The sequence below is a fragment of the Luteibacter sp. P1_D3 genome (genome assembly GCF_056406135.1).
On the sequence record NZ_JBFUAT010000002.1, the window covers coordinates 150542 to 172026 of the forward strand.

A 21485-nucleotide genomic window follows, 5' to 3' on the forward strand; every position below is an offset into this window, starting at 1 on the left:
ATCCGACGCTAGCCTAGCTCAGTCGGTGGCTCAGCCGCGAACGGGACGCAGCATGCGGCAGATGGCGACCATCGGTCGGTGCGGTCCGCAGGGGTCTGTACTCCAGACATCGTTGTGATGCGTGGCGGCGACGGTGTCGAACGACGGTTGGCCTGGCGCCTGCGCCCGACCGCCGGCGAGGGCGAGCATGAGCCCGGCCAGCATCGCGATGGATTTCGTGGTGACGCGCATGGCCTTCCCCCCGGTTGACGATGCCGACGTTAGGCCCCGGCGCGTGAAGGAACAATAGACCGAATGGTGGGGCCGACGGTCACGCAGCGATCGGCCAGTGCGGCGACACCTTCCCGGTGGGACACCACGATCAACAGGCTTCGCGGCAGGCGCCGCTTCAGTGCCGACAACAYGGCCAGCTCCGACGCTGCATCCAGCGCGCCCGTGGCTTCGTCGAGCACGGCGACGGCGGGCTTGCGCAGGATCACCTGGGCAAGCAGAAGACGCTGGAGTTCGCCGCCGGAGAGTCGGCTGGACATATCGTGCAAGGCCGCGTCCAGCGTTTTATCGAGGCCGACGTCGCACAGCACCTCGTGCAGCTGCTCGTCGGTCGCCGATGCCGACGCCCAGCGCAGGCAGTCGCGCACGGTCGCCTGCCATGGCCGCACACTCTGGCTGACGTAGGCGCCGTGCCGGACGTAAGCGCGGTACGCGTCGTAATCGATGGCGTGCCCGCCGACCCATACGTCGAACAGGGTCGGCCGTGCCATGCCAGCGAGTACATCGACGAGGCTGCTTTTTCCGATGCCGGAATCGCCCTGGATGAGGACGAGATCGCCGGGACGTACGATCAGGTCTTCGAGGTCGATGCCGGGAATCGGCGGCGTGACGTGGATATGCCGGAGATGGATGCCACTGGCGGGAATGATCGGCAAGGCGATCGACGCGGACGGCGTGTCGGAGGCGGCCAGGCTCATGTAGCGCCGCCACAACGCGAACGCGGGTGCGGCCGAGCGCATCTGTTGCATGCTTTGCCGCGTCGACACCAGGTAGGGCAAGAGTCGGCCGAGCAGCAGGCAGACCGCGATCAGGGCGCCCTGATCGATGCCGTGCCAGCGCTGTGCGACGACGAAGAGCAAGGCGATACCGCCCACGGCCAGCAGTTCGAGTATCAACCGACCCGAGGCGATCAGCTCCAGTTGGCGGGCGTAGCCGCGAGACAGGTCTTCGGATACCTCGCCGAAACTGTCACGTTCCGTGGGCTCGCGGCCGAACGAGCGTACGTGTCGTAGCCGGCGGGGAAAGTCTTCACTGCGCCAGAAGAGGCGTGTGATGTCCGCGACGTAGCGGCGGGCCACGTCGACCTGTTCACGACCGTAGAAGCGCGAAGCGAGCAAGGCGAGGGCTGCAAGCGGCGGCGCGACCAGGAGCAGCAGCGGCGATACCCAGAACGCAAGGGAAAGGCTGACCGCCGCGGTGATCCCAGCGACGAGCAACTGCTGCAGCGCGCTGAACGCCTGCACGATGATCTCGACGTTGTGGGTAAATACGTTCGCGATCTCCGCCGAGCTGACGGCCGCAAGCGGCCCGATCTCGGCAGCGATCAGTCGCGCATGCACCTGCCGGCGCAGGCGCATGCCGTAGCGACCCGTCAGCCGTGCGCCGAGACAGGCGGCCTGCCAGCGCAGCAGGGCAAAGGCGAGCGTCACCGCGGTAAACGCGGCGATACGCCAGCCCACGCTCAGTGAGGCATGGAGCCAGCGTCCGTCGAACGGCATTCGCGCGTCCGGCTGCACCAGTGGCACCAGCAACACGGTGGCGAGCGCACCCGCGAAGGCCGAGCCCAGGGACAGCGCGACGTAGATGCCGACGTTCCAGCGGTCTGCCGTGGGTAGCGTTGTCGCGAGCGATCTCAGGAGATCGCGCAGGCCATCGCGCGGCGTCGCGGCGTTCATCGTCATGCACTCGCGGCGTGGCGTGATGTCAGCAAGGACCGCAAGGCATCCACCGAAGCGCGCGGGTGCCGCCCACGCCGAAGCACATGGACGTCCATCTCCGACAGCCGATGGACGAACCGGTGCCATCCGGCCTGGCCGGCCGCATAGGGTTGGTCGGCAAGCAAGCGCGCGGCGATATCGTCATGCGCGAGCGGGACGAGCATGTCGGCCTCGTCGGCAGCCAGCTCGGCGGAAACGAAAACGGCACCGACGAGGGCCAGCGGTGCGGTCGCGACATGACCGTATCCCTGGCGCAGATCGGCTTCGAACTTCTCGACGCCGCTACGTCGGCGGATCGTCGGCGAATCCGCGATCCAGCGACGCAGCGGCCCCTCGTCGATGAAGCGCAAGGCATCGTCGCGCACATGCAGGAAGTTGCCGACGCCACGCGCTTCCATGCTGCGGGGATCGACAAAGATGGCGTCTTCGGCGACGAAGTCCATCCCCTCGAGCAGGCCATGCAGGGCGAGTGTGGATTTGCCGGCACCGCTCGCGCCGAGCAGGAGGACACCACGGCCGTCCAGACCGAGGCAGGCGCCGTGCAACGGGAGCAGGTCCATGCCGCGTGCGGCCAGCACGAAGACCGCGAACTCGATCAGTTCGTAGCGGACGTGATAAGGCCAGTCGAGCATGTCTTCGGACACGACGACCAAGGCCCGTTGGCGGCCGTGGTCGATGATGACGTAATTGGCGGCATCCACGATGCCGCACAGCAGGCCCCCGCCGGATTGCGTGAGCACCGGCGGCGGCTCGTCCCAGGCCGGCGCGTGGCGCCGTGGCGAGAGACGGAGCTCGATGTGAAAGCTCGGCAGCATCGTGCCCGGCACGTCGCGCGGCAAACCACCGTAAGCCGCCTCGACCGGCGCGAGCAGCGCCGGATGGGTACTGTCGAAGCGGAAACGGGCACCGAGAATGGTCTTGACCATGGCGAAGGGATAGGGCGAGCGCTCGAAAAAGGGATCGGCGCCAATGTCGCCAATGCCCGGAGGGGTGATCTGGGCCATGCGGCATCCCGGCAGTGAACCCGTGGGTGCGGAGCGCCTGCGGAAAGGTTGCGCATGAAGTGAAGGCAACCCTCGCGTTGCGCGCAGGCACTCACTGACCAACGCGACGATCGAGGCTTCCCCGACATGCTCAAGATCCAGGTCGGCCACTCCTACTTCCTTCGATACGACCCGAAGCAGTGGGAACGTGGCAAACCCTATCCCCCGCTTGCCACCATCCAGGTGGCCGCGCTGCTCAGGGAGATGGGCCACACCCTGTCGTTGTTCGACGCCATGCTGGCCGAGGGCGTGGAGGAATACGCCGGTGCGCTGCACGCCGCGGACCCCGACCTCGTCGTGATCTATGAAGACAACTTCAACTACCTGACCAAGATGTGCCTCAGCCGCATGCGCGACGCGGCATGCCAGATGATCGCCGAGGCGCGCTCGTCGGGGGCCCGGGTGATCGTCGCCGGCTCCGACGCATCGGACCAACCCGAGGCGTTTCTCGCCGCCGGGGCCGACGCGGTGCTTGTCGGCGAAGGCATCGCCGGGCTGGCCGCCCTCGTGGACCGGCTGCAACGCTCACCGGACATCGATACGGCGAGCTGGACGGCTGGCCTGGCCGGTGTCGCCACCCTCGTCGACGGCGAGACGCAACTGGTCCGACTCGGCGCGGTACCCCCCGATCCGCGGGTGGTCGGTCGTCCCGCCTGGGACCTCGTCGACATCGAGCGTTACCGCTCACTCTGGCAGGAACGCCACGGCTACTTCAGCCTGAACATGGCGGCCTCCCGCGGTTGCCCGTTCCGTTGCAACTGGTGTGCGAAACCGATCTGGGGCAACCACTACAAGCAGCGCAGCGCCGAGGACGTCGCCGCCGAGATGACCTATCTCAAGCGCACGTTCCAGCCGGACCACATCTGGATGGCCGACGACATCTTCGGTTTCCATGTTGGCTGGGTGAGCGCCTTCGCCGACCATCTTCGTGACAGCGACGGCTCGGTGCCTTTCACCATCCAGACCCGCGCCGACCTCGGCAGCGAACGCATGGTCGCCGCCCTGGCCGACGCCGGTTGCGCGGAAGCCTGGATCGGTGCGGAGAGCGGCAGCCAGCGCGTACTCGACCGCATGAACAAAGGTACGACGGTCGCCGAGCTGATCGCGGCGCGCCGTCGTTTCGGCGAGCACGGCGTGCGTGTCGGCTTCTTCATCCAGCTCGGTTACCTCGGCGAGCAACTCACCGACCTGCTCGCCACCCGTGACCTCGTCGCCGAGGCCGCGCCGGACGACATCGGCGTCAGCGTGTCATATCCGCTGCCAGGTACGACATTCTACGAAGAAGTGAAAGCGCAGTTGGGCAGGAAGACCCATTGGCGTGACAGCAACGACCTCGCCATGATGTTCCGCGGCGCCTACGATTCGGACTTCTATCGCAACATGCGAGACCTGTTGCACCAGCAGGTCAACCTGCGCCAGTCGCGCGAGACGCTCTCGCCGGCAACGCGCCGCGACGTGCACGCCCAGCTCGAGACCCGCTGGAACACCCTGTTCGCCCATGAAGCGGAACATCGCACCGAGCAACCCACGCCGTCGCCGTTCATGGCGATGCAGACCATCGCACTACCCCTACTGTAGATGCCGTCATGATGCCCTCCCTGAAGCTCGTCCGTAGCGGTCTCAACCGCACCACCGAGGCACTTGCCGCGGAGCTCGCATTGGCCAGGCCGGGCAGCCGGCTCCCTGCGTGGACCGACCTCGAATGGCGACTGGCTTCCGCGGTGGCCGTGGCGCACGGTGTCTCGCCGCTGCTCAGTCGCCTGTCCACCTGGAACAAACCTGCCTGGCGACTGTTTCTCGCCACCCAACGCGAGCACGTGGAGCAACGGCACCGCCGTATCGCCACGCTGCTCCAACGCATCGACGAGGGCGCGCACGACGTCGGCCTGGCCATCGTGCCGTTGAAAGGATCGGCGCTGCACGCGTTGGGCATCTACAGCCCGGGCGATCGTCCCATGGCCGACATCGACCTGCTCGTCCGCGAGGACGACGTCGGACCGACCACCGCCCTGCTCCTCGAACTCGGCTATGAGGAATCGTTCGCGCAGTGGAAGCACCGCGTGTTCAAGCCGATCGACAGTCATGCGTTCCAGGGGCTCGGCGAACACCGCGACACACCGGTCAACATCGAACTGCATACGCGCATCCAGGAGCGCCTGCCGGTGTCCACGGTCGATATCACGGCGCGTATCTACCCCCGTCATCCGCGGCCGGGGCTCAATCCCTATCCCTCGCATGGCGCCTTGATGAGCCATCTTCTGCTGCACGCCGCCGGCAATGTCTGCGGCCGCAGCCTGCGACTCATGCACCTGAACGATATCTCGCTGCTCTCGACGCGCATGGTGGCGAGCGACTGGCAGGCCTTGTGGGATGACGGCCGCGTCGGCTCGGCGTGGTGGGCGTTACCGCCGCTGCGCCTCGTTGCACGCTACTACACGCAGGCGGTGCCACCGATGATTCTCGGGCGCCTGGAAAGCGAGTGCCCTCCCCTCCTGCGCGCCCTGTCACGGCGCTGGATGCTGACCGACGTGTCCTGCTCGGACCTGTGGTTGCACGCCTTACCCGGCGTCGAGTGGTCACGCAGTCTGGGCGAGGTCGCGCGATGCCTGCGCAACCGCCTGCGCCCCTCGGCGGAGAGCGTGAAGGAACGCGCCGACATGGTGCGTACGCAGGTGTGGTTGCAGGGTCAGAGCTGGGTCACCCAGGGTCACCGTCGACGCATGCTCACGTGGCTCACGCGTCCGGTGCCGCGCATGGACACGTTGTACGTCGTGCGTGCGGCGCTCGAACCCGCGGCGCCGCTGGCCTAAACGGCCGTACCGCGGCGCGCGAGCAGTTCGACGTACAGGGCTTCGAACGTCCGGGCGGTGTGGTCGGCGCCCTCGGCGAGCGCCCTATGCTGGGCGGCCACCGCCAGCCGGCAACGTAGCGCCTCGTCGAGCAGGACACGCTGGATCGCCGCGGCCAGGCCGACCCAGTCACCCACGTCGACCGCGAGTGCCGCCACCGGAGACCACTCGGCAAGGTGACCGACCGCCGTACCGACCGTGGGCACACCGGCGACAGCGGCCTCGAGAAGCACCAGGGGGCCCGCCTCGTGCATCGACGACATCACCAGCAGGTCGGAAGCCTCCACCAATGGGCGGAGTTCGCGCTGCGTGCGAAAGCCCAGGAAGCGCACGTGCGCGTCGAGTCCCAGCTGACGGGCGAGTCCATCCATCCGGCCCTGCAGGGTATCGACGCCGACGATGTCCATCTCGAAGTCCACGCCGGCCTCGCGTAGCGCCGCCAGGGCGCGCAGCAAGGTCGTCTGATCCTTCACCAGATTGAGGCTGGCGACATGCATGAGGCGCGCGCGCGGCGTGGCTCGGCGACGTGGCGCCAGCGGTGGCCATGCGGTCGTGTCGACGCCGAGCGGGATGCGCCGCGCTGTGATACCCAGTACGGCAAGCGAATCGACGATCGGTGCACTGGCCGCTGTCACGGCGTCCGTGGCACGGAGCACCACCGCTTCGCGAAGCCGTCCCTTCCAGCGGCGCCGGCCGCCGTAGCCGATGCCGTGCAGCGCGACGAGTTCGCCGCCGGCGATGTGGACCAGGCTCGCGATGCGCAGCCACTTCGCCGCCGCAACGGCGACAAAACTGCACGAGCCGGAAAAGATCGCGTGGATCAGGGCGAACGGCGCCAGCCTGTGCTCGGCGCGAATCGCGGCAATCGCGCGAAGACGCGGCCAGCCGTCGCCGATGTTGTGAACGGTCGCGCCCAGCAACGGCCAGGTCCCAGGCAGAGGCTCCTGGTGAAGGACGAAGACATGCACGTCATGGCGTTGTGCAAGCCGTGCGACGAGCGCGAGGAAGACGGGAATGACCCGGTATTCCCCCGTGCGATCCATGCCGCCGGGGACGACGATGGCAATCTTCACGACCGGCCCTCCCGCCGATCGGCGAGCAGACGTGCGTAGGCATCCGCCCATTGGCGGCCCACGGCGGCGAAGGACAGCGTCGCATCGAAGAACGCACGCACGTCCGCACGCGAGGGACGGATCCCGGCCGCGCGAACCAGCGCTTCCGCCAGCCGCGCGGCATCGCCGCACGGCCACAGTTCACCGACGACGTTGCCCGTGAGCGAGCGGAACGACGGAATGTCCGTGACCACCGGGGTCACGCCACAGGCCAGCGCCTCGAGCAAGGCGAAGCCGCAACTCTCAGCGCGGCTGCCCGAGACGAACAGATCGGCGCTGCGCATCAGCATCTCGATACGCGCGTGCGGCTGGTTGCCGAGCAGATGAACGCGGCCGTGCAGGCGCGGGTCGCTCTCGATCCGGTGACGCACCTCGTCCAGCAAGGGCGCACTGCCGAAGGCACAGTAGAGCTGGATGCCCGGCAAGCGCTGCGATGCACGCGCGATCCCATCCAGTACGGTCAGGGGATCCTTGCCGTGGCTAAGGTGTCCCACCCAGAGCACGCATGGATCGCCGCCCATGCCCGTTTCAGCGCGCGCGGCCATGCGATCGCCTGGATGGAAGCGGCTGCTCGATTCCGGAATGGCGAACAAGCGGGTGCGCTGGGCGAACAGGCCCGCACGCGTGAATGGCCCGGCCAGTCCCGGCGACGTGAAGGCGATACCGGACGCCGCCGCGTACCACATGCGCCAGCGCGCCCGTCGCCACCAGCGTGGCGGACGGTCCGCGTGGTCCTGGATGAGGATCGGCACGCGTGGCAGGCACTGGGCCACGGCGAACGCATCGGCGGCAAAGCCGAGGCTGTGCACGTGAACGACCTGACTACCGATATCGGCGACCAGGTCGGCGAGGAAGCGTCCGCGCGCCGCCAGGGAGCGCATGCCGCCCAGGTCGACGAAGTGATAGTCGATGCCGTGCCGGGTGAGCACGCAGGTGTGGGTCGCCACCTGGATCACCGATACGCGCGTCCCCGAGGCCGCCGCCGCTTCGGGGATGTCCGCCAGCGACGGCCAGCGTTCGAACAAGGCATCGGGCGGGCAATCCGCCGGCGCGCGGAGGAAGTTGATCTGGGCGACATGCACGGACGTATCCCGCCTAGAGACCGGAGACCTGGGGCATGCGCAGGCGCACGAGCCGGTTCGCGAGGTTCAACTCCCAAGGGCGATCGTACTGACGACGGCGATAGCGCCACGAGGCCATCGCGCTGAGCCCGCGCTTGGCCCACGAGGGCGAACGCAAGTCCTGCACGGTGGGGAATCGGCAGCGCAGCACCGTCACGAAATCCTGGATATGCCGACGCAGCTCGTCGGTCAGCCAGGGCGCGTCGGCGTGGCAGGCGTAGTCCACCCAGCGGCGTTCCGTCCACTCTTCGGGCGACGAGGGAAAGACCACCGGCTCGCCGTGCAGATCGAGCAGCGGCATGGAGGCGTGCTTGCCGCGATCCTTCTCGTGCTTGCTGCTCTCCGGCAACGGCGTGTAGATGTAGACGATGATTTCGGAGGCCGGATTGATACGCTTGAGTTCACGGATGAACTCGAACGTGTGCTCGGTTTCCTCCAGCGTGTTCTGCGGCGGCGCCACCATGAAGGACAGCTCGGGAATGACCCCGTTCTTGCGACACAGTTCGGCCACCTGCAGCGTCTGGTCGGGCCGGGTGCCCTTGCGAATCTCCTTGAGCATGGCACCGCTCGGCGACTCCGCGCCAACGTAGGCCATGCGCAGGCGGCTCTTGCGCACCAGGTCCCAGGTGCTCTCGGAAAGGTTCAGCAGCGCGTCGGAACGGGCGTAACACCACCACGGCATCTCCAGCTTCGCCATGACTTCGAGCAAGGGAATCATGTCCACTTCGCGATCGAAGAAGTTGTGGTCGAAGAACTGGATGGAGTCCGCGCCCAGCTCGTACTTGAGATAGCTGAGGTCGCGCTCGAGGCGTTTCGCCGTAGGCAGTGCGGTCATGCCGCCGAACATCGCGTTCACGCCACAGAACGTGCAACGGAAGCGGCAGCCGATGGCGGCCTGGTGCGCGGCGGTGCGCTCGCCGAGGAAGGTACGTGCCAGGTAACGACGCGGATCGCCCAGCTTCTCGTAAGGCAGCACGATGCCGCTGTCGCCGAGCGAAAAGCGTCGGTTGGGGTTGTGCACCACCGCGCCATCGTGTTTCCACGACAGGCTGCCGATGTTGGCGATGGCCGGTGTGCCCGGACGCGCCAGCGCCGCCACGAGTTCCGGCAGGCTTTCTTCAGCCTGACCGCGAATGGCGTAATCGACATACGGGGCCGAGAGCGCCGTGTCCGTATAGAGCGTCGGAAAGTAACCGCCCCAGATGATCGGCAGCTGTGGATATCGCTCACGGATCACGCGCGACACCTCGATCGACGGCGCGATCTGCGGCCCGCCCATCACGCTGACGCCGATCGCGTCGAACCGGTCGCTCTCGATCGCCGCCAGTGTCGCGCCGATGAGGTCGCGATCAACGTTGCCATCGACGATCTGGCTGTGCCCGTTACGGTCGAGCGCGGCTGCCAGGTTCAGGAGTGCCAGGGGGAATCGCGCACTCGAACGCGAGGTGATCGTGGGATTGATCAACAAGGTCCGCGGCGAACCGCCGATGTCGGGCGTCGATGTATTGAATGGGTTCACGCAATGCGCCTCAACTGGAAGACGATGGCCACCGGGAGTTCAAGGGCCATCGGATCGAAATGCGCGCCGACGAGAATATCGGCGGGATCGAGCATCGGCTCCTCCACGCGCTCGATCGCCAGACCGAGCGTCGCGCAGGCCGCGTGCCAATGGCTGTAAAGGTGCCGCGTATGGCGCACGGCGTAACGCTGGCCGCCGGCGCGGAAATCACGCTGCCAGCCGAGGGCATGCCCGATCGGATGCACGTCGCTGCACAGGATGCGCCCCCCGGGACGCGTGGCACGACGCAGTTCGCCCAACGCGGGCGCGAGCGCCTCGAGGTGGCCGATGGTCAGGCCGCAGACCGTGAGGTCGGCCATGGCGCCGGGCAGCGGCAGGGCGGCGAGGTCGCCCTGCCGCAGATCGACGTGCGCCGTGTCGCCATAGTCGCCGAGGGCCTCGCGCGCACGTTCGAGCATGGCGGGGGAAAGGTCCACGCCCGTGACCCGCGAGGCACCGCGGCGAAGCGCGTGAAGCAGGTACCGTCCGCTGCCGCAGCCCGCGTCCAGCACATGCCTGCCGCGCAACGCCTCGGGCATCAGGGCCAGCATCGCGCGTTCCTCGGCCATCATGACCGGGTTGTGCGCATGGGCCGGATAGTTCGACGACCACAGCGCATAGGCCTCCAGGGGATCCAGCTCGGGCAAGGGTGAGGTCAGTGACACCGGGCCTCCACAGCGAGATCGAACTCGCCTTCGTCTTCGGAAAGGGACAGGTCGAGGCCGGGCTCGAGAGCCACGACGGCGGGATCGACGAGGTCGCGGGCGATTAGTTTCGGCTGGCCATCGAGCTGCACGGGCACGGCATCGACGCCCGCCGCGGCGAACCAGTCCGCGAAGTCCGGATCAGCGACACGTGGCACGCCATCGCGTACCACCGCGCGGATATCGCTGCGCGCGACGCCGACCAGGGAGTCCGCAGCCAGGCCATCGCGATCCCTCACGATCACGAGGTCTGCCGGCGCACCCGGGGCAAGACTCCCGCGCAGGCCAAGACGGAAGATGCGCGCGGCGTCGGTCGTGACCAACGCAAGCAGGGCCGTGTGGGATAGCTCGCCACTCGTCGCGGCGGCACTCAGCTCGTCCAGGAGGTCGCGCCGGCCGCTCAGCCGCGAGTCGCTGCCCAGCGTGAGGCGCCCGGCCGCATGCAGCCGACGGGGATCGAGCGTACGACCCAGGAGCGCCTTGTTGCTGCCCGGACACCAGACCACGGCGGCATCGCGGGCGATGACCCGTTCGATGTCGTCTTCGCTCAGTCCGACGCCATGGACCAGCACCGTATTGCCGCCGAGGCAGCCGAGCGCGTCCAGGCGTGCAAGCTCGGACGCCGCGACGGCGTCCGTGCCTTCGGCCAGGTGGATGATCCACGGTCGGTCGGCCGGTGTGGCGACGTAGCTGTCGCGTACGGGCGGCCCGAAGTCCGGACCGTCCAGCGCGTAGCTCCATCCGTGATCGCGCAGCAGCGACACGGGGAAGTCCGCCGCGTCGAGCACCGGATGCCAGGGGTCGTGGTGGACGACGAACGTGGTCCCCGCGAGCAGGTTCTTCAGGGCGCCATGGCGCAGCCGTACGGCCTTCGGCACGCGTAGCGCGGCGATCACCTCGGCATCCTGGAAATGTTGCTGGAAGGCGGCGATCCACGCGTAGCTGTTCGGGAACGGGCCCGCGCCGCGCAGGGCGGGCACCGCATTGACCTGAAGGTGTTCGTGCGCATTGATCAGGCCGGGGAAAATGCGGTGCCCGTGAACGTCGACGCGATAAGCGTCACCGGCAGACGTCGCGGCGACACGCCCCCCGTGCAGCGGCAACGGTGCTCGCGACGCGGCATGCGGCAGCGTGGTCAGGCCACCCTCCAGCACCGAACGCATCGCTGTCAGTGACGCGGACATGCCGTCAGCGCCGACGCATCACGATCAGGAAGTGGTCGCCCATGTCGCGTAACAGGGGCCACGTGCCGAACCGATCGTCGAGCCTGCCCAGGCGCTCGTAGCGCGCCGGTTGCCGCTCGTAGCGATCGACCATGTACGGTGGCGGCATGAACAGGCTCAGCGCGCTGTAGCTGGCCAGCTGGAAGTGCTCCGCGAAAGGGCGATAGAACTCGCGCGGCAGGTAGTACTTCGTCCAGATGGTGTGGCGATTCATGCCGACGGCCGTCGCGCCTCGCGCGGCGCGCACCGCAGCACGACGGAAGCGTCCGCGCAGGGCGTAGTGCACCGCTTCCCACGGGCAGATCCGGCCCATCACCGAGAAGACCATGACCCCGCCCGGGCGAACGAGGCGCGCGCACTGGTTGGCCACGTCCTCCAGGTCCGGTGCGCAGTTGAGTGGGCCGAAATTCGAATAGACACCGTCGAACGTACCCTCGAGCCGATCGAGCTGTTGCACGCCGAGATGGCGGGCACTCAACCGTCCGCCCAGCGCCGGGTCGCCTGCGCGGGAATCCGTGCGCGCGACCATCGACGGCGACCAGTCCGTCGCCACGACCGCGTGACCGCGCCGGGCGAATTCGGCTGCGTCGATGCCGGTGCCGCAACCGATGTCGAGCAGCCGCGCATGGTTGCCAAGTGCGGCCGTCACCGTGTCCCACAACGTCTGGCGCATCCGCTGGATGAGCGCGTTGTTACCACGCGGTCCGTCGTAGTCGGCGGCGACGCTGTCGAACGCCCGCTGCGTGTCCAGCAGACGCGCGTCGTCGATCGGTTCAGGCGTCGATTGAGCACTCATGGCAGTCGTTTCCGGGGGATCGGATCAGTGAGTGCCGGGCGGCGCCGCTTTGGTTGAACGACGCCGCAGCGCATTGCGCGCAATCGCCGCGACGCCGCCAAGGAACAGGCCGAAGACCGTGCCGATGCCGAGGGTCAACACCCCGTTGGGAAAGACGCGGCCTGACGAGACGGCGATCGGCCAGGGCATCGACGTCTCATAGGTGTAATTGGGTGCCAGCCGCACCAGCAGTTCACTGTGCGCCTGCTGCAGCGCGCGGATATCTTCGTTCTTGCTGGCCAGCAGGACCCCCGCGAGCGCAGCCGCCGTGCGATCGGCCGACGTCGTCGAGGCCATGAGGCGATCGCGGTCCGCCAGCGCGATGCGCAGGTTGCTCTCCAGTTCCTCGAGCCGGTCGTGGGCGAGCTTCAGCGGCAAGGCATCGATACCCCGATGGATCGCCTGCAAGGCGTCGACCGACGCCTTGGCCAGGTCGCTCGCCTGGGCGGCCGAGTAGGCGCGGACGGTGAGCTTGAAGAAGTTGGCGTAGAACTGGGGATCGGTCTTCATGCTGGACCGATACAGCCCCGCGTCAGCCGACTCCGGACTCAGTCCCAGGCGACGGATCACATCCTCCTGGAATGCCTCCGACTGCACGCGAGCGGTCACGCGAAGCATCGGCTCCGTCTTGAGGTCCTGGCCGGGCGGTGCCGAAGCGACCTGGCCGACCTGTATCCAGGCGTTGGCCTCCCACTGGCTGCGCGTCGTGTGCAGCCAGGCGACCGTGAGACTGAGCACCACGACGAGCACGGCGATGAACCAGCGCCACTCGCGACGGAAGATGTGCCACAGGTCGATCAGGTAGATCTCGTTCGGTTCCATGCGTGGGGCTCGATGGGATGGAGAAGGGCCCGGTCACGTCGGCTTGGCAGCAACGCCGCGAAGAGCTGCATGAACAGACAGAGGACGATGAAGACGGCGTTGGTCCAGATGAAGGCTTGCGGCGCGAAGGGCGACATCACGCAGACATAGGCCACGCGCAGGAAGATCAACAGCGAGAACAGCGACACCGAGGCACGAAGGCGGCGCACGCTCCACAGCAGAAGCGCATAGAGCAGGAGCATCGAGGCGACGGCGCCCACCGGACCGAAGGCAAGAAGGAACGGCAGGAACTCGGTGCCGACATTGATGTTGGCCGCGTCGAACGGAATGCTGGCCGTCGCCGGCGGTCCGCTGAGCGGGACCAGCTGGCTGACCAGGATGCTCGTATCGGCATAGCCCTTGGCCACCATCGACGCGAAGTTGTACGGCCCCGCGCTCATGTAAAGCACCAGCCACTTGATGCCCTGGGGCGAAGCCAGGTACAGCGCGCTGAAGGGTAGCTTCACGTTGTCCAGCGACCCGGAGCGCACGGCGCCGAGTATGGAAAACACGCCGGCGCCGATCACGCCGATCACGCCGACGGATTTCCATGGCAGGGGGCGATGCGGATCGCGCCGGAACAGGATCACCAGGGCGAAGGAAAACAGCGCGGCGAAGATCCGGTTGCGGTCGATCACCAGCACCGGAAAGACCAGGCCGATCGCGATGAGCGCGTTGCGCAGGCCACGCTGGCGCGTGCAGAGCAAGCCGATCGGCGGCAAGGTCCAGCACAGCGAGGAGATGTGCCGGACGTGTTCACGGCCCGGCTCCATCGTCGCGTACGAGGCGGGATTGTCGATCAAGGGTATGGGGAACAGGGCCAGGTCGAGCCCGCAGAAGACGATCACCACTGCGGCAAAGATGAGAGCGACCAGGGCCTCGCGGCTGCCGGCGTAGTTCCGTTCACGAAGGCGTGCCACCGACGGCAGGCGGATACCCGCGAAGGCGTCGACGAGGACGATGCCTGCGGCCACGATCACGAGCAAGACCATTCCCTGCAGGTAGCCCGCCGGAAAGTCGTAGGCAAACCAGGTGATCGCGCAGGCAAACAGGAAAGGCCAGGCAATGTACGTCGAAGGCAGGCGAAGGAACCGCTTCATACACCTTCCGCGTGGGTATGAGCAGCGCGGTGCAGACGCAGCTTCGACAGCAACACCAGGGACGCGTAGGTGGCCAGGTGCAGGGCGACGCGCGTGTGACGCTTCTGCAGGAAGGCGATCTTCGCGGCGATGAACTGGGTTTGCGCGCGCAGCAACGTGCGATAAGGCTCGTCGAACAGGCAGACACGGCTCATCGCCACCTCGCGCGATTCGATGAGGTTCACGATGCGCGTCGCCGTGTGCCGGGTCTTGCTGAAATTCGCGCCGTGCAGGCGATAGGCGCAGACGGTGACATCGATGAAGCCGATCGCGTCGCGCGCGGCCAGGCGCAGGAACATGTCCCAGTCATCGATGCGCAGGCCCTCGGTCCAGCGGGCAACCGTCTCGAGCACGCTCTTGCGCAACAGCGTGACCGGGCCGCCCACCGCCCAATGGCCGATCACCGCGCGACGGATGCCGTCACTGGAATCGTAGAGGCGTTTGTCCGCGCCATGCAGGTCGCACATGCCACTGTCGTAGAGCCGGTTCCCTTCGCCATCGATCACGATCGAGTCGCCGATCACCGCGCCCTTGTTCCGATGCGACAGCAGGTAGCCCACCTGCGCCTGGAGTCCGCCGGGGAGCAGGTAATCGTCGCTGGCACCGATACGGAGGAACTCACCGTGCGAGCGCGCCGCCAGTTCGTTGAGCGTCGCCGCGATCCCACGATTCTCCCGACGCACGAACTCCACGGGAATCTCGCTGCCATGTGCCGCCACCCAATGCGCGATCCGCTCGGCGGTATGATCGGTGGATCCGTCATCAATGATGACGATCTCTTTGGCCGGATAGGGATCCTCCAGCACGCTGTCCAGGCAGCGCTCCACGAAGCCCTCGTGATTAAAGGCGGGGATGAGCACCGATACCAGGGGGGTGCGTGTGCCTTCGTCCAGGTCGGCGGTCATGTGCGCAGCCCTCCCAGGTAGTGACGGACCACCAGCAGGTTGAAGAGCAGGTAGCCCACGTAGTTGATGGCGAAGGCGTACATCGCGCCGACCAGGCCGAAATGCGCCGTGCACAGGTAAACGAGCAGCAGGTAACTCAGGCCAAAGGCGATCTCCGAGGCCACGAACAACCGGGTCATCGCCTTCGCCAGCATCACGTAGGAAAGGACGAACGAGGCGATCTTGACCACGTCGCCGATCAGTTGCGGCGCGTAGAGCGCTTCGGCCGTCGTGAAGTCCGTGCTGAAGAGGATCCGCGTGACCCAGCCACGTGCCACGTAGACCAGGGCGGCGAGCACGATCACCGCAGGCAGGATGTGCCGGTAGGCGTTACGCAGCTCACCTACCAGCGCGACGCGCCCGCTGATCGAGGCGAGCTTGGGCAGGTAGTAGATGTTGATCGCGGCGGTAAGGAAGAGCAGGTAGGCGTCGGATACCTTGCTCACCGCCTGCCAGTTCCCCACGTCTTGCCAGCCGAAGCGCAGCGCGAGGTGATCGCGCACCGCGATGTTCACCAGCGGCGGCAACACCGCCGAACTGATCGTCATCAGCGAGAAGGCGGCCAGCCGGCCGTTCATTTCGCGATCGAAGCGCAGGCGCGGCAGGCTCTGCCGGAAGTACGGGCTGCGCCACCATGAAGGCAGCGCCACCGCCAGCCACGCCAGCTGGCCGAGGACGAGGGCAAGCAAGGCGCCGTAGAGCTGGAAACGGCTGGCCAGCCAGGCCGCCATGGCGATGCCCAGCACTGAACCGACCACCTGAATGAAGGCGAGCCGCCGCACGTCCATGAAGCCATTGATCACCGCCAGCACATAGTTCGCGGCGGCGATGCCCAGCTGGGCCAGCGCCAGTACGCGGATGAGGCTTGCGAAGCTCGCGTCACCGAGTATCCAGACGGCGAGCTGCCGGCTGAAGACCAGGGCGGCGAGGCCCATCAGGCACGAGGCGCATAGCGCATAGGAAAGCGCGGCGGCGAGCAGCCGCGAAAGACGTTGCGGATCGCTACGGTACTCAGCCACGTACTTGACGATACCCGCGCTGATACCGCCGCCGGCAAGCACGGCCAACAGCGACATCAGGCTCATGAACTGTCCCAGCCTGCCGACACCTTCGGGCCCGGCAAACCATGCCACGAGCTTGATCACGACAAGCCCGGCCAGCAGGCGCGCGGCGGTCCCGATCGCCGAATAGAAGCCGGCACGCGCCAGGTTCATGCCGGCGGCCTGAAGCTCATGCACGCGGCAACGACGCGCTCGACACCGCCGTGGTCCAGGGTCGGCCCGATCGGCAGGCTCAGGACCTCATCGTGCAGACGCTCGGTCAAGGGCAGGGTTTCCGGCAGCTCGCCTGCGTACGCCAGCTGCCGGTGTGGCGCCACGGGATAGTGAACCTGCGCGTGAACGCCCTGGGCCAGCAGGTGCGCCTGCAGCGCATCGCGATGCGCGCTGCGCACGACAAACAAATGCCACGCGTGACGCTCCTCGGCGGACACAAGCGGCAAGGCGATCTCGGGATGATGGATGGCGGCGATGTAGCGTCGCGCGATCGCGCGACGACGGCCGACATCCGCATCGACATATTTCAGTTTCACGCGCAGCATCGCTGCCTGCATTTCGTCCAGTCGTGAGTTCACGCCCTGGTAGAGATGACGGTACTTTTCCAGCGAGCCGTAGTTGCGCAGCGCGGCGACCCGCTGCGCCAGTTCGGGATCGGCGGTGACGATCGCGCCACCGTCGCCGAGCGCGCCCAGGTTCTTGGCGGGAAAGAAGCTGAAGGCGGCGGCGTCGCCGAAGGCGCCGGCACGGCGGCCGGACCAGGTCGCGCCATGTGCCTGCGCCGCATCCTCGATCACCAGCAGGTCGTGCCGACGCGCGATGGCCGAGATAGTAGGCATGTCGGCCAGTTGGCCGTAAAGATGCACCGGCATGATCGCCCGCGTTCGCGGCCCGATGACCGCCTCGATGCGCGCCGGGTCCAGGTTGAAGGTCTGCGTGTCCGGTTCCACCGCGACGGGCACCAGCCCGCTCTGCGTGATCGCAAGGAAGCTCGCAATGAACGTGTTGGCCGGCACGATCACCTCGTCGCCCTCCGCCAGACGACCCAACGAGCGATACGCGCGAAGGATCAGTACGAGTGCGTCGAGGCCATTGCCGACACCGACCGCATGAGGCACGCCGCACCACTGGGCGAACTCACCTTCGAACGCGGCCACTTCCTCGCCGAGGACGTACCAGCCCGAGTCGATCACGCGCGCGGCGGCGGCCTTCAGCTCGTCCGCATGGCGCGCATTGATGGCACGCACATCGAGGAAGGACACGTCCATTACGCGGCCGGCGTCACAGGGCCAGCCCTTCCACATAACGCACGCCGTGCACTTCGCGCAGGAACTGAGCGTAGTCGGTGATGTAGTCGGCTGGATCGTAGAACTGGTCCGCGAGCACCATCAGCACGCAGTCGTCGCTGAAGTCGTACAACTCGCGCCAGACCATGCTGCCGAGCAGGAGACCTTGCGTGGGATCGTCGAGCACGACCGTCGCCGGACCCGTGCCGTCGTCGAGCAGGAGCGTGACCGAGCCACGCACCGGGACCGCCAGCTGCGTGAGGTGACGGTGGGCATGCTGCCCACGGTGCACGTCGGGCGTGTTGGCAAAGATGTAATAAACGCGGCGAATGTCGAAGGGCACGTTCCGGTTCTGCTCCAGGGAAACGAGCATGCCCCGGCTGTCGCCGTGCTTCTGTAACTGGATGCGCTCGATGTCCATGGTGTCGGCCAGGCCCTGTTGCGTTGATGGCGGGTTACGAAAACTGAGTGCCGGGCCTGCCGTCAAAGGTTGCGGCAACCTTCCGCCGCCCAGGCGGCACTCAATCGCATTGGCAGCGATGCGAAGGGCAGCTCGGGCATGGGACTGAACAGGGTGTTTCCATTGAAGGGCAGCCCGTCACGGGGTTACCGGTTGGCGCACGAGGGACGTCGGGGCCCCGCGCCCCTGCCCCGCCGGATGCGCATCCTGCATTGGCTCACCGTGATCTGCGTGGCCATGGCCGCGGCGTTCATCCTCACTCGCGACCAGCTCGACGGACGCGCCGTACGCCTCTGGCTGCTCGAAGGGCACCGTCATTTCGGCCTCTTCGTGCTGGCCCTGTTCGTCATCCGCGTCGTCGTGCGCCTGAGGGCCGGCAAGCTGCCACCGGCGGGCGATGCCCCCTGGCCGATGCGCGTCGCCGCCGGCCTCACCCATATCGCGCTCTACGCGTTGCTGGTCACTTTGCCCCTGCTTGGCTGGGCACTGAGCAGTGCGCAGGGCAAGCCCGTGCATCTGTTCGGCGCCACGCTACCCAATCTAGTGGCGGCCGACGAAGACCTCGCCGACAGCTTGCAGGCCTGGCACCTGGATGCCGCCTGGTTGCTACTCGGCCTCATAAGCCTGCATATCGCCGCCGCGCTCTGGCACCACTTCGTCATGCGCGACGGCATGCTCCGCCGGATGTGGCCCAAGCGTCGTCGCTGATCAACCCGAGAAAACAAGGAGTGTCATGTTGTCCCCTCTGATTCGAAGCGTTCGCCGCTGGGCACGCCCCGCACACCTGGGCTGGGCCGTCGCTGCCCTGCTGATGCTCGCCAGCACATCGGTACAGGCGATCCCGGCCTATGCACGGCAGACGGGCTCCGCCTGCGCGGACTGTCACGCGGGTTCCTACGGTCCGCAACTCACGCCGTACGGCATGCGCTTCAAGCTCAACGGCTATACCGATACCGATGGCAAGGGCTTCAAGGTTCCGGTGTCGGGCCAGTTGAAGGAAACGTACACGAACCCGGCCACGGGTAAGAGCTCGACCGACCTGTCCGAGGGCGATCTCTACCTCGCCGGTCGTCTGACCGACCAGGTCGGTGGCTTCGTAAAGATCGAGGCCGATCGCACCGGACACGACACGTACAACACGCGACTGAGCAACCTCGACCTGCGCTTCGTCGCCAAGGAACTGAAGCTCGGCGGGAAGGACCTCACGCTCGGCGTGAGCGTGAACAACAGCCCCGGCTTCCAGGATCCGATCGCCGCCCTGCCGAACGCATCGTTCATCTCGCCGGTGGGCGTCACTGGCACGTTCCTCAGTCTGGCCACGCCGAATGCGCCGACYGACCGCGTCATCGGCGCCACGATGTATGCCCTCTACGACAAGAACTGGTACAGCGAAGCAGGCACCTATCGATCGCTGCCCACCTCGACGCAGGACCACTTCGGTTACAACATCGCCAGCGATCCCGGCAAGCTTCACGACACCGGCTACTTCCGCTTCGCGTACATGAAGGACATGAAGACGCAGTTCTTCTCGGCCGGCGTCGTGGCGCTCACGACCGATCGCTCGCTGCCTCGCTCGGGCCCCAGCGACAAGCTCACCGATCTGGGCTACGACCTGACTTACCAGTACCTCGGCAATCGCGAGCACATCCTCCAGCTGAGCTACGTCAATATCCTCGAGCAGCGTCACTATGGCGCGGACCTGTTCGGTCCCGGTGGCGTGGTCGCTCCGGATCGCGGCGATGTCCGCGACCAGACGCTCACCGCGACCTACACCTTCCACCAGACGTACAGCCTCGCCGTGTCGCACATGCTGAGCACGGGTACGCGTGACAGCGTGCGCTATCCACCGTTCGGCGATCCGGACGCCACGAGCAACATGATCACGTTGTTCTGGGCGCCGTTCGGCAAGGACGATTCGTACACCACCATCGCCAACCTCAAGCTGGCTGCCACCTGGTACCGCATCACGCGGTTCAACGGTCGCGAGACCAACATCTTCGGCGCTCCCCCTGGCGTCCAACCTACTCGTGCAGGAGATCTGAATGCTTTCTCCCTTTCCGCAAGCGTGGCGTTCTGAGGCTCATCGCGGCCGGTGGCTGCATGGCATCGCGCTGGGTGCGCTCGTGGTCGGCTGGCTCGCGGCATCCCCAGCCGCACGGGCCGGCGACGCCACCGCAGGAGCCGACGTCTTCAAGTCCGAGTGCGCCGAGTGCCATACCGTGAAGGAAGGTCGCAACAAGAAAGGCCCCAGCCTGTTCGGTATCGTCGGACGCCAGTCGGGCAGCATCGCCGACTACAGCTATTCCGATGCCCTGAAACAGGCGAACTGGGTGTGGACCGCGGACAAGCTCCACTGGTACCTGTCCCAACCCGCCAAACAGGCCAACCCTGGCACGAAGATGAAATACGATGGACTCACCGACGCGAAGCAGCTGGACGATCTCCTGTCTTACCTGAGCAGCGTGCACTGAACCCATCTGAATGACGACGTGATGCGGCAAAGCGACCCCAGCTCCACACGCAGGGGGATAGGGTCGGCACGGTGGCTCTCCACCTTGCCGACGCGTTGGCGTGCCTGCCTCGCCCTCGGGGCAACCCTGCTGCTCGGCCTTCCCTGTGGGGCGCCGCACGCCCAGTCGGCAAGCGTCGGTGGCGTCGTGGCGATCAGCAACCAGCTGGTCGATCGTGGGCTGGCTGTTACGCCGAAGACCCCGGTGCTCCAGGGTGCTCTCTCCTGGACCACGCCTTCGGGCTGGTCGCTCGGCCTGTCGGCGAGCACCGAGACGCGCTCACCCGGACAGGTGGTCGAGGCCCTGGCCCAGGCCGCGTATGCGTGGTCGCTGTCCACCGACTGGCAAATGCAGACCAGCTTGCTCTACTACCGCTACGGCAACGATTCCCATTGGCGAACCTACGACCGCGTGGAACTGGGAGCCAACTGGATCTATCGCGATGTCCTTACGCTTGGTATTTCCGAGGCCCGGCTCGTCCATACGGGCGGCCGCGGCCCGCGTTGCGCGGCGGATATCGGTTTCCGCTGGCCCATCGCTCCGCATCTTTCCGTGACCGCCAGCGTGGGAACGGCCCAGTACCTGATCCCGCCCTACAATCGGGAGTACCCTCGCTATCAATACGGACACGCCGGACTGGCGTGGGAGAATGACGGCTGGCGGGTGGAACTCAAACGCATCATCACCGAGCACGCGCCACGACCTGACGGATCGCCGTCAGTCTCACGATGGAATGCGACCGTATCGAAGGCGTTCTGAGCCGGCGCAACCTTTCCCCTCGAAAGGGGTACTCACGC

The 21485-nt window shown here is 66.7% G+C and carries 21 protein-coding genes; 6 read left to right on the top strand and 15 right to left on the bottom strand.

Annotated elements, in window-relative coordinates; genetic code table 11:
* Window positions 1-30: 30 nt before the first annotated feature.
* From AC1DYM_RS02725 to AC1DYM_RS02735, 3 genes are read right to left on the bottom strand one after another with little or no spacing between them, the layout of a single operon-like run.
* Window positions 31-231 carry a hypothetical protein gene (locus AC1DYM_RS02725; RefSeq protein ID WP_477335704.1) on the bottom strand — a complete coding sequence of 67 codons (201 nt, stop codon included), beginning with the start codon at window positions 229-231 and terminating at the stop codon, window positions 31-33.
* Window positions 232-260: 29 nt separating this feature from the next.
* Window positions 261-1952: an ATP-binding cassette domain-containing protein gene (locus AC1DYM_RS02730; RefSeq protein WP_477335706.1), complete on the bottom strand. Its 1692-nt coding sequence runs from the start codon at window positions 1950-1952 to the stop codon at window positions 261-263.
* Complete coding sequence (locus tag AC1DYM_RS02735; protein WP_477335708.1) at window positions 1949-2992, bottom strand: phosphoenolpyruvate carboxykinase (ATP); 1044 nt, start codon at window positions 2990-2992, stop codon at window positions 1949-1951. Before AC1DYM_RS02735 ends, AC1DYM_RS02730 begins: the two co-directional genes overlap by 4 nt.
* A gap of 126 nt (window positions 2993-3118) precedes the next feature.
* Here AC1DYM_RS02735 and AC1DYM_RS02740 point away from each other — a divergent pair, with 126 nt between their 5' ends.
* Window positions 3119-4609: a B12-binding domain-containing radical SAM protein gene (locus AC1DYM_RS02740; RefSeq protein WP_477335710.1), complete on the top strand. Its 1491-nt coding sequence runs from the start codon at window positions 3119-3121 to the stop codon at window positions 4607-4609.
* A gap of 8 nt (window positions 4610-4617) precedes the next feature.
* Complete coding sequence (locus AC1DYM_RS02745) at window positions 4618-5841, top strand: nucleotidyltransferase family protein (protein WP_477335712.1); 1224 nt, start codon at window positions 4618-4620, stop codon at window positions 5839-5841.
* Here the strand turns inward: AC1DYM_RS02745 and AC1DYM_RS02750 are convergent.
* The 12 genes from AC1DYM_RS02750 to AC1DYM_RS02805 are packed head-to-tail and all read right to left on the bottom strand — an operon-like array spanning window position 5838 to window position 18139.
* The gene (locus AC1DYM_RS02750) at window positions 5838-6953 is read right to left on the bottom strand and encodes a glycosyltransferase family 4 protein (RefSeq protein WP_477335714.1); all 1116 of its coding nucleotides are present in this window, start codon (window positions 6951-6953) and stop codon (window positions 5838-5840) included. The two genes, AC1DYM_RS02745 and AC1DYM_RS02750, sit on opposite strands and share 4 nt — an antisense overlap.
* Entirely contained in the window at window positions 6950-8074 is a 1125-nt protein-coding gene (locus AC1DYM_RS02755; RefSeq protein WP_477335716.1) for a glycosyltransferase family 4 protein, read from the bottom strand. The genes AC1DYM_RS02750 and AC1DYM_RS02755 overlap by 4 nt, the downstream gene beginning before the upstream one ends.
* 13 nt (window positions 8075-8087) lie before the next feature.
* Window positions 8088-9632: a B12-binding domain-containing radical SAM protein gene (locus AC1DYM_RS02760; protein ID WP_477335718.1), complete on the bottom strand. Its 1545-nt coding sequence runs from the start codon at window positions 9630-9632 to the stop codon at window positions 8088-8090.
* Window positions 9629-10330 (bottom strand): class I SAM-dependent methyltransferase, encoded by a 702-nt coding sequence (locus AC1DYM_RS02765; protein ID WP_477335960.1) that lies wholly within the window; start codon window positions 10328-10330, stop codon window positions 9629-9631. The genes AC1DYM_RS02760 and AC1DYM_RS02765 overlap by 4 nt, the downstream gene beginning before the upstream one ends.
* Window positions 10327-11538, bottom strand: a complete 1212-nt coding sequence (locus AC1DYM_RS02770; RefSeq protein ID WP_477335962.1) for an amidohydrolase family protein — start codon at window positions 11536-11538, stop codon at window positions 10327-10329. Before AC1DYM_RS02770 ends, AC1DYM_RS02765 begins: the two co-directional genes overlap by 4 nt.
* A 25-nt stretch (window positions 11539-11563) precedes the next feature.
* Window positions 11564-12394 carry a class I SAM-dependent methyltransferase gene (locus AC1DYM_RS02775; protein WP_477335720.1) on the bottom strand — a complete coding sequence of 277 codons (831 nt, stop codon included), beginning with the start codon at window positions 12392-12394 and terminating at the stop codon, window positions 11564-11566.
* Window positions 12395-12418: 24 nt separating this feature from the next.
* On the bottom strand, window positions 12419-13255 hold the full coding sequence (locus tag AC1DYM_RS02780; RefSeq protein WP_477335722.1) for a Wzz/FepE/Etk N-terminal domain-containing protein: 837 nt from the start codon (window positions 13253-13255) through the stop codon (window positions 12419-12421).
* Window positions 13231-14394 carry a hypothetical protein gene (locus tag AC1DYM_RS02785; RefSeq protein WP_477335724.1) on the bottom strand — a complete coding sequence of 388 codons (1164 nt, stop codon included), beginning with the start codon at window positions 14392-14394 and terminating at the stop codon, window positions 13231-13233. Before AC1DYM_RS02785 ends, AC1DYM_RS02780 begins: the two co-directional genes overlap by 25 nt.
* Window positions 14391-15338: a glycosyltransferase gene (locus AC1DYM_RS02790; protein WP_477335726.1), complete on the bottom strand. Its 948-nt coding sequence runs from the start codon at window positions 15336-15338 to the stop codon at window positions 14391-14393. The genes AC1DYM_RS02785 and AC1DYM_RS02790 overlap by 4 nt, the downstream gene beginning before the upstream one ends.
* The gene (locus tag AC1DYM_RS02795; RefSeq protein WP_477335728.1) at window positions 15335-16591 is read right to left on the bottom strand and encodes an O-antigen translocase; all 1257 of its coding nucleotides are present in this window, start codon (window positions 16589-16591) and stop codon (window positions 15335-15337) included. Before AC1DYM_RS02795 ends, AC1DYM_RS02790 begins: the two co-directional genes overlap by 4 nt.
* Complete coding sequence (locus AC1DYM_RS02800) at window positions 16588-17700, bottom strand: DegT/DnrJ/EryC1/StrS family aminotransferase (RefSeq protein ID WP_477335730.1); 1113 nt, start codon at window positions 17698-17700, stop codon at window positions 16588-16590. Before AC1DYM_RS02800 ends, AC1DYM_RS02795 begins: the two co-directional genes overlap by 4 nt.
* Window positions 17701-17713: 13 nt before the next feature.
* On the bottom strand, window positions 17714-18139 hold the full coding sequence (locus AC1DYM_RS02805) for a sugar 3,4-ketoisomerase (protein ID WP_477335732.1): 426 nt from the start codon (window positions 18137-18139) through the stop codon (window positions 17714-17716).
* A gap of 237 nt (window positions 18140-18376) precedes the next feature.
* Between AC1DYM_RS02805 and AC1DYM_RS02810 the strand changes: the two genes are divergently transcribed.
* From AC1DYM_RS02810 to AC1DYM_RS02825, 4 genes are all read left to right on the top strand, one after another.
* A complete protein-coding gene (locus AC1DYM_RS02810; protein ID WP_477335734.1) occupies window positions 18377-18886 on the top strand; it encodes a cytochrome b in 510 nt (169 codons plus the stop codon).
* A gap of 25 nt (window positions 18887-18911) precedes the next feature.
* Window positions 18912-20255: a cytochrome C gene (locus AC1DYM_RS02815; RefSeq protein ID WP_477335736.1), complete on the top strand. Its 1344-nt coding sequence runs from the start codon at window positions 18912-18914 to the stop codon at window positions 20253-20255.
* Complete coding sequence (locus tag AC1DYM_RS02820; protein WP_477335738.1) at window positions 20221-20649, top strand: c-type cytochrome; 429 nt, start codon at window positions 20221-20223, stop codon at window positions 20647-20649. The genes AC1DYM_RS02815 and AC1DYM_RS02820 overlap by 35 nt, the downstream gene beginning before the upstream one ends.
* An 84-nt stretch (window positions 20650-20733) precedes the next feature.
* Window positions 20734-21447, top strand: a complete 714-nt coding sequence (locus tag AC1DYM_RS02825) for a TorF family putative porin (protein WP_477335740.1) — start codon at window positions 20734-20736, stop codon at window positions 21445-21447.
* The last annotated feature ends 38 nt before the right edge of the window (window positions 21448-21485 follow it).

Excerpts from the sequence above, each read along its gene's own strand:
- AC1DYM_RS02820 (WP_477335738.1), top strand. The coding sequence starts at position 20,221 with ATGCTTTCTCCCTTTCCGCAAGCGTGGCGTTCTGAGGCTCATCGCGGC.
- AC1DYM_RS02740 (WP_477335710.1), top strand. The coding sequence starts at position 3,119 with ATGCTCAAGATCCAGGTCGGCCACTCCTACTTCCTTCGATACGACCCG.
- AC1DYM_RS02805 (WP_477335732.1), bottom strand. The coding sequence starts at position 18,139 with ATGGACATCGAGCGCATCCAGTTACAGAAGCACGGCGACAGCCGGGGC.
- AC1DYM_RS02725 (WP_477335704.1), bottom strand. The coding sequence starts at position 231 with ATGCGCGTCACCACGAAATCCATCGCGATGCTGGCCGGGCTCATGCTC.
- AC1DYM_RS02770 (WP_477335962.1), bottom strand. The coding sequence starts at position 11,538 with ATGCGTTCGGTGCTGGAGGGTGGCCTGACCACGCTGCCGCATGCCGCG.
- AC1DYM_RS02735 (WP_477335708.1), bottom strand. The coding sequence starts at position 2,992 with ATGGCCCAGATCACCCCTCCGGGCATTGGCGACATTGGCGCCGATCCC.
- AC1DYM_RS02810 (WP_477335734.1), top strand. The coding sequence starts at position 18,377 with ATGCGCATCCTGCATTGGCTCACCGTGATCTGCGTGGCCATGGCCGCG.
- AC1DYM_RS02790 (WP_477335726.1), bottom strand. The coding sequence starts at position 15,338 with ATGACCGCCGACCTGGACGAAGGCACACGCACCCCCCTGGTATCGGTG.
- AC1DYM_RS02785 (WP_477335724.1), bottom strand. The coding sequence starts at position 14,394 with ATGAAGCGGTTCCTTCGCCTGCCTTCGACGTACATTGCCTGGCCTTTC.
- AC1DYM_RS02745 (WP_477335712.1), top strand. The coding sequence starts at position 4,618 with ATGATGCCCTCCCTGAAGCTCGTCCGTAGCGGTCTCAACCGCACCACC.
- AC1DYM_RS02780 (WP_477335722.1), bottom strand. The coding sequence starts at position 13,255 with ATGGAACCGAACGAGATCTACCTGATCGACCTGTGGCACATCTTCCGT.
- AC1DYM_RS02795 (WP_477335728.1), bottom strand. The coding sequence starts at position 16,591 with ATGAACCTGGCGCGTGCCGGCTTCTATTCGGCGATCGGGACCGCCGCG.
- AC1DYM_RS02800 (WP_477335730.1), bottom strand. The coding sequence starts at position 17,700 with ATGGACGTGTCCTTCCTCGATGTGCGTGCCATCAATGCGCGCCATGCG.
- AC1DYM_RS02775 (WP_477335720.1), bottom strand. The coding sequence starts at position 12,394 with ATGAGTGCTCAATCGACGCCTGAACCGATCGACGACGCGCGTCTGCTG.